15 protein-coding genes are annotated in these 13,086 nt (G+C 71.9%); 10 read left to right on the top strand and 5 right to left on the bottom strand.

The window, feature by feature from the left end:
- The first annotated feature begins 10 nt into the window (after positions 1–10).
- The 4 genes from ispG to OHS71_RS12270 all read left to right on the top strand — a co-directional run bounded on the left by ispG (position 11) and on the right by OHS71_RS12270 (position 4,608).
- On the top strand, positions 11–1,168 hold the full coding sequence (gene ispG, locus OHS71_RS12285; RefSeq protein WP_328479427.1) for a flavodoxin-dependent (E)-4-hydroxy-3-methylbut-2-enyl-diphosphate synthase: 1,158 nt from the start codon (positions 11–13) through the stop codon (positions 1,166–1,168).
- Positions 1,169–1,400: 232 nt separating this feature from the next.
- Positions 1,401–2,249 carry a GNAT family N-acetyltransferase gene (locus OHS71_RS12280; protein WP_328479426.1) on the top strand — a complete coding sequence of 283 codons (849 nt, stop codon included), beginning with the start codon at positions 1,401–1,403 and terminating at the stop codon, positions 2,247–2,249.
- Between the two features lie 21 nt (positions 2,250–2,270).
- Complete coding sequence (locus OHS71_RS12275; protein WP_328479425.1) at positions 2,271–2,801, top strand: GNAT family N-acetyltransferase; 531 nt, start codon at positions 2,271–2,273, stop codon at positions 2,799–2,801.
- Positions 2,802–2,907: 106 nt separating this feature from the next.
- Positions 2,908–4,608, top strand: coding sequence for a proline--tRNA ligase (locus tag OHS71_RS12270; protein WP_328479424.1), 1,701 nt, complete (start codon positions 2,908–2,910; stop codon positions 4,606–4,608).
- A gap of 359 nt (positions 4,609–4,967) precedes the next feature.
- Here the strand turns inward: OHS71_RS12270 and OHS71_RS12265 are convergent, their stop codons facing one another.
- Together OHS71_RS12265 and OHS71_RS12260 are read right to left on the bottom strand one after the other, a co-directional pair.
- Positions 4,968–5,186, bottom strand: coding sequence for a hypothetical protein (locus OHS71_RS12265; protein WP_328479423.1), 219 nt, complete (start codon positions 5,184–5,186; stop codon positions 4,968–4,970).
- A gap of 207 nt (positions 5,187–5,393) precedes the next feature.
- The gene (locus OHS71_RS12260; protein ID WP_328479422.1) at positions 5,394–5,816 is read right to left on the bottom strand and encodes a helix-turn-helix domain-containing protein; all 423 of its coding nucleotides are present in this window, start codon (positions 5,814–5,816) and stop codon (positions 5,394–5,396) included.
- A 288-nt stretch (positions 5,817–6,104) separates the two neighbouring features.
- Between OHS71_RS12260 and OHS71_RS12255 the strand changes: the two genes are divergently transcribed.
- Genes OHS71_RS12255 through OHS71_RS12245 form a run of 3 tightly spaced genes read left to right on the top strand, consistent with a single transcriptional unit; the run spans position 6,105 to position 8,358 of the window.
- Positions 6,105–6,695, top strand: coding sequence for a sigma-70 family RNA polymerase sigma factor (locus tag OHS71_RS12255; RefSeq protein ID WP_328479421.1), 591 nt, complete (start codon positions 6,105–6,107; stop codon positions 6,693–6,695).
- A complete protein-coding gene (locus OHS71_RS12250) occupies positions 6,692–7,720 on the top strand; it encodes a BN159_2729 family protein (protein WP_328479420.1) in 1,029 nt (342 codons plus the stop codon). The genes OHS71_RS12255 and OHS71_RS12250 overlap by 4 nt, the downstream gene beginning before the upstream one ends.
- 29 nt (positions 7,721–7,749) lie before the next feature.
- Positions 7,750–8,358, top strand: coding sequence for a hypothetical protein (locus OHS71_RS12245; protein ID WP_328479419.1), 609 nt, complete (start codon positions 7,750–7,752; stop codon positions 8,356–8,358).
- 374 nt (positions 8,359–8,732) lie between these two features.
- On the opposite strand, the gene OHS71_RS12240 is transcribed toward OHS71_RS12245, so the two are convergent.
- Genes OHS71_RS12240 through OHS71_RS12230 form a run of 3 tightly spaced genes read right to left on the bottom strand, consistent with a single transcriptional unit; the run spans position 8,733 to position 10,832 of the window.
- The gene (locus OHS71_RS12240; RefSeq protein ID WP_328479418.1) at positions 8,733–9,632 is read right to left on the bottom strand and encodes an aminoglycoside phosphotransferase family protein; all 900 of its coding nucleotides are present in this window, start codon (positions 9,630–9,632) and stop codon (positions 8,733–8,735) included.
- A gap of 37 nt (positions 9,633–9,669) precedes the next feature.
- Positions 9,670–10,212 (bottom strand): ferritin-like domain-containing protein, encoded by a 543-nt coding sequence (locus tag OHS71_RS12235; RefSeq protein WP_328479417.1) that lies wholly within the window; start codon positions 10,210–10,212, stop codon positions 9,670–9,672.
- On the bottom strand, positions 10,209–10,832 hold the full coding sequence (locus OHS71_RS12230) for a hypothetical protein (protein ID WP_328479416.1): 624 nt from the start codon (positions 10,830–10,832) through the stop codon (positions 10,209–10,211). Before OHS71_RS12230 ends, OHS71_RS12235 begins: the two co-directional genes overlap by 4 nt.
- A gap of 224 nt (positions 10,833–11,056) precedes the next feature.
- On the opposite strand from OHS71_RS12230, the gene rimP reads away from it, so the two are divergent.
- From rimP to OHS71_RS12215, 3 genes are all read left to right on the top strand, one after another.
- The gene (gene rimP, locus OHS71_RS12225; protein ID WP_328479415.1) at positions 11,057–11,602 is read left to right on the top strand and encodes a ribosome maturation factor RimP; all 546 of its coding nucleotides are present in this window, start codon (positions 11,057–11,059) and stop codon (positions 11,600–11,602) included.
- A 2-nt stretch (positions 11,603–11,604) separates the two neighbouring features.
- On the top strand, positions 11,605–12,612 hold the full coding sequence (nusA, locus tag OHS71_RS12220; RefSeq protein WP_328479414.1) for a transcription termination factor NusA: 1,008 nt from the start codon (positions 11,605–11,607) through the stop codon (positions 12,610–12,612).
- Between the two features lie 101 nt (positions 12,613–12,713).
- On the top strand, positions 12,714–13,010 hold the full coding sequence (locus tag OHS71_RS12215) for a YlxR family protein (RefSeq protein WP_328479413.1): 297 nt from the start codon (positions 12,714–12,716) through the stop codon (positions 13,008–13,010).
- Positions 13,011–13,086: the final 76 nt, after the last annotated feature.

Raw genomic sequence — 13,086 nt, 5'->3', positions numbered from 1 at the left:
TGCACAGCAGATGACTGCGATTTCTCTCGGCATGCCGTCCGTTCCGACCAAGCTCGCCGAGCGCCGCAAGAGCCGGCAGATCCAGGTCGGGTCCGTGGCGGTGGGTGGGGACGCTCCGGTGTCGGTGCAGTCGATGACGACGACCCGTACCTCCGACGTGGGTGCGACGTTGCAGCAGATCGCCGAACTCACGGCGTCCGGTTGTCAGATCGTGCGGGTCGCCTGTCCCACGCAGGACGACGCGGACGCGCTGGCGACGATTGCGCGGAAGTCGCAGATCCCGGTGATCGCGGACATTCATTTCCAGCCGAAGTACGTGTTCGCGGCGATCGAGGCGGGTTGCGCGGCGGTGCGGGTGAACCCGGGGAACATCAAGCAGTTCGACGACAAGGTCAAGGAGATCGCGGAGGCGGCGAAGGCGCACGGCACGCCGATCCGGATCGGGGTGAATGCCGGGTCGCTGGACCGCCGTCTGCTTCAGAAGTACGGCAGGGCGACTCCGGAGGCGCTCGTCGAGAGTGCTCTGTGGGAGGCGTCGCTGTTCGAGGAGCACGGTTTCCGTGACATCAAGATCTCGGTCAAGCACAACGACCCGGTGATCATGATCGAGGCGTACCGTCAGCTTGCCGCGCAGAGCGACTATCCGCTGCACCTGGGGGTGACCGAGGCGGGTCCGGCGTTCCAGGGGACGATCAAGTCGGCGGTGGCTTTCGGTGCGCTGCTGTCGCAGGGCATCGGTGACACGATCCGGGTCTCCCTGTCGGCTCCGCCGGTGGAGGAGGTCAAGGTCGGCAACCAGATCCTGGAGTCCCTGAACCTGAGGCAGCGGGGTCTGGAGATCGTGTCGTGTCCGTCCTGCGGGCGGGCGCAGGTCGATGTGTACAAGCTGGCCGAGGAGGTCACGGCGGGTCTGACGGGGATGGAGGTTCCTCTTCGTGTCGCGGTGATGGGCTGTGTCGTCAACGGGCCCGGCGAGGCCCGGGAGGCCGACCTGGGCGTCGCCTCGGGCAACGGCAAGGGGCAGATCTTCGTCAAGGGCGAGGTCATCAAGACCGTCCCCGAGTCGAAGATCGTGGAGACCCTCATCGAGGAGGCCATGAAGCTGGCCGAACAGATGGAGGCGGCGGGCACCCCGTCCGGCGAGCCGTCGGTCTCCGTGGCGGGCTGACGTTTCCGGGCTCGGCCTTCTCTGAGCGGGATCGGGTCACAGCAGCCCGTCCGGCGTTCGAGGACGAGGCCGTGCAGGCCGAAAACGGGGGCCCGGGGGCGCCGGCCCCCGGGGAACGGCCGGACAAGCCGACGGTCACGACAGACGAACGCCAGCCGAACACAGGGCAGCACCGCAAAGCTTCCGCAGGTACAGTGCGGAGATCAGCAGACCTGAGTGTGAGGCCCCGCGCGTGTTGACCCAGACCACCTCCCGGGTCCTCGAACCGAGCGACCTGGACGCCGCGCTCGCCGTCCTCGACCGCGAGCCGGTCGCCAACGCCTTCGTCACCTCCCGGGTACAGGTCGCGGGCCTCGACCCGTGGCGGCTCGGCGGGGAGATGTGGGGCTGGTACGAGGACGGCATGCTGACGTCCCTGTGCTACGCGGGCGCCAACCTCGTCCCGATCTGTGCCACCCCCCGCGCCGTGCGCGCGTTCGCCGACCGCGCCCGGCGCGCGGGCCGCCGGTGCTCCTCGATCGTCGGCCCCGTGGAGCCGACGACCCAGCTCTGGCGCCTCCTCGAACCCCACTGGGGCCCGGCCCGCGAGGTCCGCGCCCAGCAGCCCCTCATGGTCACCGACCGCATGCCCACCGACATCGCCCCGGATCCCTACGTCCGCCGCATCCGCAAGGACGAGATGGACACGATCATGCCGGCGTGCGTGGCGATGTTCACCGAGGAGGTCGGCGTCTCCCCGATGGCCGGCGACGGCGGCCTGCTCTACCAGGCCCGGGTCGCCGAACTCGTCGGCGCCGGGCGTTCGTTCGCCCGCCTCGACGACCGGGGCAGGGTCGCCTTCAAGGCGGAGATCGGCGCGGCCACGTCCCACGCCTGCCAGATCCAGGGCGTCTGGGTGGCCCCCGAGTACCGGGGCCAGGGTCTCGCGGCCCCCGGCATGGCGGCGGTCCTGCGCTACGCCCTGGCCGACGTGGCCCCCGTGGTCAGCCTCTACGTGAACGACTTCAACACCGCGGCGAGGCGCACCTACAGGAGGGTGGGCTTCCAGGAGGTCGGGGCGTTCATGAGCGTCCTCTTTTAGCGCCCCTGTAGGCTCCCCGCCATGGACCTCGTGATCGGCCCCTTGGACCTCCCCGCCCATGTGGACGAGGCCCTGGCCGTGCAGGCGATCGCCTTCGGACTGGGCCCGGACGAGGTGGCCGTCCGCAGACAGATCGTCCTGCGCCACATGGCACACCCGGGTGCGAGGGCCTTCGGCGCGACCGCCGGGGACCGACTCGTCGGCTTCGTCTACGGCATGCCCAACGACCGCACCCACTGGTGGTCGACGGTCGTACAGCCCTACCTCCGGGCCCAGGGCAACGAGCACTGGCTGGACGACTCCTTCGTGATCACCGAACTCCACGTGCATCCCGCGTACCAGAACCGCGGAGCGGGCCGGGCGCTGATCACCACGATCACCGACACCGCGAGCCAGCCCCGCTCGATCCTCTCCGCGATCGACACCGACAGCCCCGCCCGCGCCCTCTACCGCTCCCTCGGCTACCAGGACCTCGCACGCCGGGTGCTGTTCCCGAGCGCCCCCCGCCCGTACGCGGTGATGGGCGCCCCGCTTCCGCTCCTGCGGGGTTAACGGATTTCCGGCCCGCCACGCTCCCGGCTAACCTCCTAGCCATTACCCTCCCCGTTCTCGGTCCAGCCCGGGGGCGGGGACCCCCATCGGCAGGAGTACGACAACCATGGCGAACGCACCGGTCCAGCGCATGTCCCAGTTGATGGCGAAGACGCTGCGCGACGACCCGGCGGACGCGGAGGTCCTCAGCCACAAGCTCCTTGTCCGGGCCGGCTACGTCCGCCGCACCGCCGCCGGCATCTGGTCCTGGCTGCCGCTCGGCAAGAAGGTCCTCGCCAACGTCGAGCGCATCGTCCGCGAGGAGATGGACGCGATCGGCGCCCAGGAGGTCAGCCTCCCCGCGCTGCTGCCGCGCGAGCCCTACGAGGCGACGGGCCGCTGGGACGAGTACGGACCGGAACTGTTCCGCCTCCAGGACCGCAGGGGCGGCGACTACCTCCTCGGTCCGACCCACGAGGAGATCTTCACGCTGATCGTGAAGGACCAGGCGTCCTCCTACAAGGACCTGCCGGTCATCCTCTACCAGATCCAGACCAAGTTCCGTGACGAGGCCCGTCCCCGGGCCGGCATCCTGCGCGGCCGCGAGTTCCTCATGAAGGACTCCTACTCCTTCGACACCGAGGACGAGGGCCTCGCCCGGTCCTACGCGCTGCACCGCCAGGCGTACCAGCGGGTGTTCGAGCGCCTCGGCCTCGACTACCGCATCTGCGCGGCGACCGCGGGCGCGATGGGCGGCTCCAAGTCGGAGGAGTTCCTCGCTCCGGCCGGCGCCGGCGAGGACACCTTCGCGGACTGCCCGAACTGCGATTTCGCCGCCAACACCGAGGCGATCACGTACGAGCTGAAGCCGGTGGACGCCGACGGCGTGGCCGCGCTCGAGGAGATCCCGACCCCGGACACCCCCACCATCGAGACCCTGGCCGCCTCCCTCGGCGTCCCGGCCTCGGCGACGCTGAAGAACCTCCTGGTGAAGGTGGACGGCGAGATCGTCGCGGTCGGTGTGCCCGGCGACCGCGAGGTCGACCTGGGCAAGGTCGAGGCGCACTTCGCCCCCGCCGCCGTCGAACTGGTCACCGCCGAGGACTTCGTGGGCCGCCCGGACCTGGTGCGCGGCTACGTCGGCCCGCAGGGCCTGGAGAAGGTCAGGTACATCGCCGACCCGCGCGTGGCGCCCGGCACCGCCTGGATCACCGGCGCCAACAAGGAGAACACCCACGCGAAGAACGTCGTCGCGGGCCGTGACTTCGAGGTCGGCGAGTACGTCGACGTCGTGGTCGTCAAGGAGGGCGACCCCTGCCCCCGGTGCGGCACCGGACTGCACCTGGACCGCGCCATCGAGATCGGTCACATCTTCCAGCTGGGCCGCAAGTACGCCGACGCCCTCAAGCTCGACGTCCTCGGCCAGAACGGCAAGCCGGTCCGCGTCACCATGGGCTCCTACGGCATCGGCGTCTCCCGCGCCGTCGCCGCCCTCGCCGAGCAGAGCGCCGATGAGAAGGGCCTGTGCTGGCCCGCCGAGGTCGCTCCGGCGGACGTGCACGTCGTCGCCGCGGGCAAGGCCTTGCAGACCGAGCTGGCGCTCGACGTCTCCGAGAAGCTGCGCGCGGCCGGTCTGCGCGTCCTGGTCGACGACCGGGCCGGCGTCTCCCCGGGCGTGAAGTTCACCGACTCCGAGCTGATGGGCGTACCGAAGATCCTGGTGGCGGGCCGCCGCTCCGCCGAAGGTGTCCTGGAGCTGAAGGACCGCAGGACCGGTGAGCGCGAGGAGCTCACGGTCGACGAGGCGATCGCCCGGCTGACCGCGTGACGTGAAGCGACGTCCCGGAGAGTTCTGCCGGGGCGTACGGCTGCCTCACAGCCTGCTCTCAGGCCGTTCCCCGACCGTAGGGCGTGACAGCACGTCACTGCGGGGGGAACGGTCATGGCGACCAGGGAGAACGAACGGGGGGCCGCGGCAGCGGTCCGCAGAGGTGCGTGGCGCACGGCCGCCCTGGCCGCGGCCGTCCCGCCCGCGGCGGCCCGCCCTCACGCTCGACGAGCGGGGCTACCCCCTGGTGGATGGCACGCCCGTTCCGGCCCGCACGGCGAAGCGGGCCCGTAGGGCCGCCGGTGACTGTCCGGTGCTCGCCCTACGGCTCGCCCCGGTACCGGCAAGCTGACGAGGGTTCAGCCGGCCACGACGACGCAGGGCGTCAGCTCGCGCGGGAGTTCCACGCGCATACCGCAGAAGCACCGCAGCCGACCGCCGCCGGAAGCGGCGCCCAGATCGATCATGAGGATGTCGCGTACTTCCCGGAGCACGTCGCGGGCCGGAAATCCCCTGGCCACTCGGATGCTGACCTCGTCCGGATCCCAGACCGCGATCCTCGGCAGATCGTCTGCCACACAAATACGGATGCACACAACTGTCTCCCCAGGGATGCACGACGCCGTGAAGTGATCCGCTCCGGGAGGCCAGCGGCTGAGTGATGGTACCGATGGCGGTCGTGATCGTGGGGGGTTTCGTCATATTCATCTGTTGAGTGAGGCTTGTGTGTGATGCCCCGTGAACGCCGTCGGCGCGGCAGCCCGTCCCGTCCGGCTCGGCTGACCTCAGGTGATGCGGCTGACCTGGAGCATCGCCTCGGCGTCCTTGAGCAGGGCGCGCTGGCGTGACTCGGGCAATTGCCGGTACAGCTTGAGGAGTCGGGCCTCCCGCTCGTCCCCGCTGGGGCCGGGTATCGGACGGCCGGCCGCCTCGAAGAACTCCCTGGGCGTCGTGGGCACGCCCCAGTGCCGGAACACCTCGACCATGGCGCGCAGCTTCTCCGGGTCGATGCGGGAGGTACCGCGCGTCCGGTTCATCCAGGCGTTCAGCGTCGGGTACGAGATCCCGGCCTCCGCCGCGAGGTCCTTCTGCGTCCTCCCCGGAGCGCCGGCCAGGAGTCGTTCGAGCAGAGCGGCGAGGTCAGCTTCCCGACGTGTGGGATCGTCGCCGGAATCCGGGTCTCCTGGGTGGCTCTGCTGGTTCGTCACGATCGCAGGATCGGTCATCGATATCTACAAGCGCAAGTAGATCGCAGACCAGCCGGGTGGGCTGCGGGTGCACGCCGGAGCATTGCGGCCGCCGTGGCGCCGTCGTGCGCCCCCGATGCCCCAGAGGGCGGATCCCGGCCTCTCCCCACCCGCCCCTCACGCTCCGTAGGCCACTTGACACAATATGCATCTACCTGAAGACTGTAGATATCCCCGGACGCATACGTGCGGGTGAGGTTCCTCCAAATAATCTACATCTACAAGCATATTGAAGATGCGGAGGTCATTATGGCCGTACCGAACAGCGCCGCCACCGAGCCGGCCGGCCCGGAGCCCGAACTGGTCGCCCGGGCCCGGAACGGCGACCGGGAGGCGTTCGCCGCCCTCTATGACGAGCACTACCGCGTCGTGTACCGCTTCCTGCTCATCCGGACGCGCAACAGACACCTGGCGGAGGATCTGACCCAGGAGGTGTTCACCCGCGCCCTGCGCCGCATCGACGCCTATACCTGGCAGGGCAGGGCCTTCGCCGCCTGGCTGATCACCATCGCGAAGAACCTCCACCTCGACGAACTGTCCTGCGGGCGCACCCGGCTGGAGACCCCCGTCGGCGAGATCCGGGACCCCCAGGAACACGGCCGGGGCGCCGACGCGCTCGCCCTGCGCGAACTGGAGGCCGTCGAGGCCCATGAGACGCTCCGTACGGTCCTGCACACGCTCAACGCCCACCAACGGCACTGCGTGGAGCTGCGCTACCTCGACGAACTGACGGCGGAGGAGACGGCCCTGGCGATGGGCCGGAGCGTCGGCGCCGTCAAGACGCTCACCTACCGGGCCCTCCAGAAACTGCGCTGGTCGACCGGGGCGGTGCCCGCGTGAACGGCAACCTCCCGCATGCCGCGCGCCTGATCCACGCGGTCCTGGATTCCGTCCGGCCCGAACAGGCCACGGCCGTGGCCCACGCGCTGGACTCCGCCCGTCTGCTCGTCGACCCCGAGCACTCCTTCGGCGTGGTGCTGCACCGGGCGCCGGACGGCGGATGGTCCCCCGCCGCACGGCCGGTCACCGAACTGGAACGGCAGGCCCTGGCCTGGGACGCCTCCTGCGCCAGGGCCCGGCGGGTGGCCCGCGCCGTCGCACGCGACCTGGAAGGACACCCCGGTCCGCACGGCATCCGCGTCGAGGGCGACCGGGTGGGCGTCCTGCTCCGCGTCGACGATCCCGCGCAATGGGTCAGGTGGCGCGCGTACTTCGGCATCACGGCCGTCCGGAACGAGGCCCGCCCCCGCACGGTCACGGGTGAGGGGCAACGCGACGGCGTCCGGGTGACCGTCGTGGCCCGGGGCACCGGCACGGCGCCGCCGAGGGCGCCCGCCGCGGCGGAGAAGCGCCCGTTCCGGCTCGGCGCCGCCACGTACGACCTGGCCGTTCCCCAGCGCGACGCACACGGGGACGTCTGGTACTTCCACGGCTCCCGCAACCAGGACGGGATGCCGCTGCTCTCCCTCGACGGCCGGCTCGAGCGGTGCTCGCTCGCCAACGTCGAAGCCCAGTCGGGGCCGCTGTCACCGGTACGGGGCAGGGCGCCCCTCGGAGCCGAGGCGCCGAAGCCGGCCGGGCGGGCCAGGAAGCGGGAGCCGACCGCGACGCGCGAAGAAGGGGGCGTGACACCGGCCCCGGGAGTCGCGGCGCGCAGGCGTGCGGTGACCCCGGAGCCGCCCCTGGTGCCGGGGAGGGGCACGGCACCAGGGACGGACCCGGGGTTTCGGCTGGTGCCGCTGGTGCCGCTGGTGCCGGTGGTGCCGGTGGTGCCCGAGGTGGCGGGGACGGTGCGCGAGGAGGCTCGCGGCGGTGGTGAGGACGGCCTGCCGTGGACCCCGCCCGACCTGCCGCGTCGGACCTGACCACCCGCTCATCGCCACCGGAGTACCTCATGTCCTCACCCCCGACGGGACCTCGGCCCGGGGAGCCCCGGTTCGGCGGCTCCCCATCCCGCCGTACCCGAGCCGACCGTCCCGTCGGCCGGGCGGCCGCGCTTCTGCGCCTCCTCAGGCCGCGCGGCCGGATCGCCCGGCAGGAGACCGGGCCGGGTGACCGCCTCGCCCTGGATCTGGTCACCACCCGGCAGGAGCTGGCCCGCTGGCAGCGCCATGCCGACTCCTACGAACGGGAACTGGCCCGCGTCTCCCACGAGCGGGCGCACCTGCTCGCCTGGCTGGCGGCGCTCCACCCCTCGAGCGCCCTCATCACCCCGGCCGCCGACTCCGCACCCGGCGGCACGCACGTGTTGCGGCTGGTGGCCGGGGAGCGGCAACTGTCCTGGCGTCTCCCACCGGCCGACCTCCCGCTGTTCGCACACGTCCCGTTCGCGGAACCGGCCCCGGTCTTTCCGCGCCAGGACGACCACAGGATCCTGGACCAGTCCGCCCACATCCGCAGGCACACCCGTCTGCTGGCCGTGGAGGAGACCCTGTTCACCGCACCCGCCGAGTTCATCGCATCCACCGACAGCCGGCCGCCGGTGCGCCCCGCCGACCACTGACGGCGCACGGCTGCCGCCACGGCCGGCCCCGCGAGACTCCGGTTGGCAGGCTCGGGAGGCACGTCGGCCGGATCCCCCGTGTCTCCCTGCCGTCATCTCCGGCAGGGAGACACGGTCCGGTCGCCTTGCCCGTGCCGACACCGTCGGCTTCACGGTCGGGCACGGCCTCCGGCACCGTCCGGCACGTCCCTGTCCGGTCCGGCCTCGGACGGGCCAGGGGTACGACGTCGTGCTGCGGCCCGAGGCCGGAGCAGTGGTCCGGTGTCCGGTGTCCGGCGTCGGCGGTCCCGTGCCCGGGTTCGTGTCAGGGCCCGCCCGTGCCCGTCCGGCTGCCGTCGGAGGCGCCCCTGCCCGGCATGCCGGGTGCCGGCCCGCTACAGCCAGCCCGCGAATTCGAGCAGCAGCTCGGCATCGCGCGGCCGGCCCACCCGGAGCGCCCGCAGGCCCGACTCCACGGCGCGGAACAGCGTCCAGCCGCGCAGCCGTTCCTGATCCAGTTCCAGGGACTCCGCGAGCCGCTTCACCCGGCGCCGGGTGGTCGCCGCCCCGGACGACGAGGCGATCAGGTCCTCCACCCGGTCGCGGACCAGCCTTGCCAGGTCGAAGGCGCACTCGCCGACCACCGGGTCCGGTCCCACGGCCAGCCACGGCATCCGCTCACCGGCCAGCACCTTGCTCTGCCGGAACGTCCCGTGCAGCAGCCGGTGCTCGGGCGGCGCCGCCAGCAGGTCGGTACGGGCGGCGAGCGCCGCGTCCACGAGGGCGGCCGTCTCGGGTCGTGCTTCGGCGGTCGCCCGCATCGCGGCCGCCTGCCGCTCCGTACGGTCGGCCACGGACTCGAAGGAGTGGCCGGCCGGCGGTTCCACCCACAGCCGCCGCAGCGTTCCCGCCGCCTCCAGCAGCGCCTTCGCCTCGGCCAGTGACCGCACCGACACATCGGGATGCAGCCGTTCGAGCAGCAGCGCCCCCGCCGTCTGCGGTCCCTCCAGCAGCTGGACGGCGCCCAGGCCGTCCCAGTGCGCCAGCGCGGCGCGCTCGGCCTCCGGCCGGAATCGGGGCGGGGCCAGCTTCAGCACGGCCGGCGTCCCGTCCATCCGCCGCACGAGCACGACCAGGCTGGTCCGGCCGCCCGGCGCCTGCACCCGGTCGACGGTCGACTCGCTCAGCGCGACGGCCTGCCGGGCCGCCTCCGGCAGCTTCTCCAACCAGCCGTCACCGTCCGGTGCCGTCTCACCGAGCGCCCTCACCAGACGCTGCGGCGGTTCGAAAGCCATGCGCGAGTCGTTCCCTTCCTCTTCGGCCCTCTTCGGCTCAAGCCGCCGGTGTCCCCGAGGGCGCTGCCGCCGCAGGGGGCGTGGCCGGTGCCGGTACGGACGCCGGACCCGTGGCCGCCCCGGTCGCCGAACCTGTGGCCGGATCCGTACCGGCCCGCTCGGCGAGACCAGGGAAGGCTACGCTCCCGCCGCGCCAGCGCACCGCACGGACCGCGGCCTCGCGCAGCGCACCCGCCGCCTCCCGGCGCCGTGCGGCCCCGGCTGCCCGCACCAGGTCGGAGTACACCCCGGCCACCCGTTCCTCCAGCTCGGCGGCGAGCCGGACGGCCGCGACGGAGTCCGGCACGGGGAACGGCAAGGCGTAACCGGCGCTCGCGGCGACGGGTTCGGCCCCGGCGTCGCGCACCTCGCGCCCCAGTGCGTCCCGGCGCGCCCGGTGGGCGTCGTAGGCCGCCCGGGCCTCGGCGCGCCGTGCCTCGCCGATCCGTCCGCCGACCACCCCGTACCCGTACACGGCGGCATGCTCGGCGGCCAGCGCCGCCTGGAGTGCCGTCAGCTCCGCGCTCGTCGCCTCGCTCATCGAGTCCCCTCCGTCAGCAGATAGGCGTGCGCCGCACCGGCCGCCGCCACCGAGGCCAGCAGCCGGGCCAGTTCCCCCGGGGCGTCCATCAGTTCCGTGGCCCTGCGGTCGGCGAGCGCCCGCTCGTCGGCGGCCAGCGAGGCGACGGCGGCCGTGTCGGTGATCGGCACGGCGGACGGCGCGGAGGACGGCGGGGCGGACAGCGCGGTTGAAGCACCGGCCGAAGCGCCGGCCGTGGGAGCGGCGGGTGGAGCCGCGGTGGAGGTCGTGGGAGGAACCGTGGGGGAGTCCGTGACGGAACCGGTGGCTGAGGGGGATGCCTTCGGCGCACCCCCGAACGCCTCCACATGCCGGACGACCTCCGCCCGCAGCGGCTCGAGCCGTCCCGCCAGCGAGGGATGGACGGCGAGGACGGCGTCGTACCGGGCCACCAGCGCGCTGCTCTCCTGAGCCGCACGCGCGCGTGCGCGTTCGGTGGCCGACGGGGTCCCGCTCTCGCTCTCCTCGGTCTGCTCGGTGCCGGACGTGCAGCCCACCAGCAGTGCCGCTCCCGCGGCCGACGCGAGCAGGGATCTTCTGCGCGGCCCCGACGGGGTGCGCGAGGGGAGGGGCAAGGGCACGGCAGGCGTCCTCGGGAACTCGTACGGAACTGGCGTCCTGGTGGGCGGCGGGCCCGTGATCACCGTACCCGCGCGCCCGGCCCGCACCACTCAGCGGCACCGCCCCGCGAGGGTCCGCCACCCTGCGTGCACGGGTGGACGGCAACACACCCTGCGACCGGATACCCTTTGACCAGACACGCGCACCGTCCCACAACAGCACACGCGGCCGAGGAGTCACCCGGATGAGCACCACCCAGAGCGAGAGGCTGCGAGAGCTCCTGGAACCGCTCGTCGCCTCCCAGGGACTGGATCTGGAAGAGATCGCCGTGGACTCCGTGGGACGCAAGCGGGTGCTGAGCGTCGTCGTCGACTCCGACTCCGGAGCGGACCTGGACCAGATCGCCGATGTGAGCCGCGCGCTCTCGGCGAAGCTCGACGAGACGGACGCGATGGGCGAGGGCGAGTACACCCTCGAGGTCGGCACCCCGGGCGCGGAGCGCGCTCTCACCGAGCACCGGCACTACGTGCGCGCCGTGGACCGCCTGGTCAGGTTCCAGCTGAGCGAGGGCGGCGAACTGGTCGCCCGGATCCTGACGGTCGACGACGAGGGACTCGACCTCGAGGTGCCCGGCGTGAAGGGCCGCAAGGCCACCGCCCGCAGACTCCCCTTCGGTGACATCGACAAGGCACGTGTGCAGGTCGAGTTCAACCGCAGGGACAAGAGCGGCAAGCACGACCCGAACGAGCACGACGAGAACGACGAGAACGAGATGGAAGAGGAGGCGTAGCCGTGGACATCGACATGAGCGCCCTGCGGGGCCTGGTGCGGGAGAAGGAGATCTCCTTCGACCTGCTGGTCGAGGCGATCGAGTCGGCCCTCCTCATCGCCTACCACCGCACCGAGGGAAGCCGCCGACACGCGCGCGTGGAGCTCAACCGGGAGACCGGACATGTGACCGTGTGGGCGAAGGAGGACCCCGAGGACCTCGAGGAGGGGCAGGAGCCCCGCGCGTTCGACGACACCCCGTCCGACTTCGGCCGCATCGCCGCCACCACGGCCAAGCAGGTGATCCTCCAGCGCCTGCGCGACGCCGAGGACGACGCGACGCTCGGCGAGTACGCCGGCCGTGAGGGCGACATCGTCACCGGTGTGGTCCAGCAGGGCCGCGACCCGAAGAACGTGCTGGTGGACATCGGCCGGCTCGAGGCCATCCTGCCGGTCCAGGAGCAGGTCCCCGGCGAGACGTATCCGCACGGCATGCGCCTGCGGTCGTACGTCGTCCGGGTGGCGAAGGGAGTGCGCGGTCCGTCCGTGACGCTCTCCCGTACACATCCCAACCTGGTGAAGAAGCTCTTCGCCCTGGAGGTGCCGGAGATCGCCGACGGTTCGGTCGAGATCGCCGCCATCGCACGCGAGGCCGGTCACCGTACGAAGATCGCCGTCAGGTCCACCCGTTCGGGTCTGAACGCCAAGGGTGCCTGCATCGGCCCCATGGGCGGCCGGGTCCGCAACGTGATGGGCGAGCTGAACGGCGAGAAGATCGACATCGTCGACTGGTCGGACGACCCGGCCGAGATGGTGGCGAACGCGCTGTCCCCGGCCCGGGTCTCCAAGGTCGAGGTCGTCGACCTCGGGGCCCGCTCCGCGCGCGTGACGGTGCCGGACTACCAGCTGTCGCTGGCGATCGGCAAGGAAGGGCAGAACGCCCGCCTCGCCGCCCGGCTGACCGGCTGGCGCATCGACATCCGTCCGGACATCGAACAGCCCACCGAGCAGCACGGGGCGGCGGGGGAATAGATCTCGGCCTGCCGGGGCTCAGATCACGACAGATGTAACGCGGCAAGTGTTCGAGTCCTGGCCCGAAGGGGTGAGGTCGCCGCGGGGAGGTAGACTTAACAGTGTCTGGCCGGACGATCGCCGGAGTATGCCCTGAACGCACCTGTGTGGGGTGCCGGGACCGGGCGGCCAAGACGGAGCTGCTGCGCATCGTGGCGATCAAGGACGCATGCGTCCCCGATCCACGCGGTACGCTGCCCGGCCGGGGTGCGTATCTGCATCCCGCCCCGGTCTGTCTCGACCAGGCGGTACGCCGCCGGGCGTTCACGAGGGCGTTGCGAGCCCCGGGAGCGCTCGACACAAAGGTGTTGCGCCAGTACGTCGAGCAGACGACCGTTGCCGAACAGGCAACACCGTAAGAAGGCGTCGCACGGAACCTCCGTGCGGCTCTGGTACCCCGCGAGTTGGAAGTAGGTCGAGATTGCGATGAGCACT

It is taken from the genome of Streptomyces sp. NBC_00377, assembly GCF_036075115.1.
GTDB lineage: Bacteria > Actinomycetota > Actinomycetes > Streptomycetales > Streptomycetaceae > Streptomyces.
This window is presented reverse-complemented; position numbering and strand designations above follow the sequence as displayed.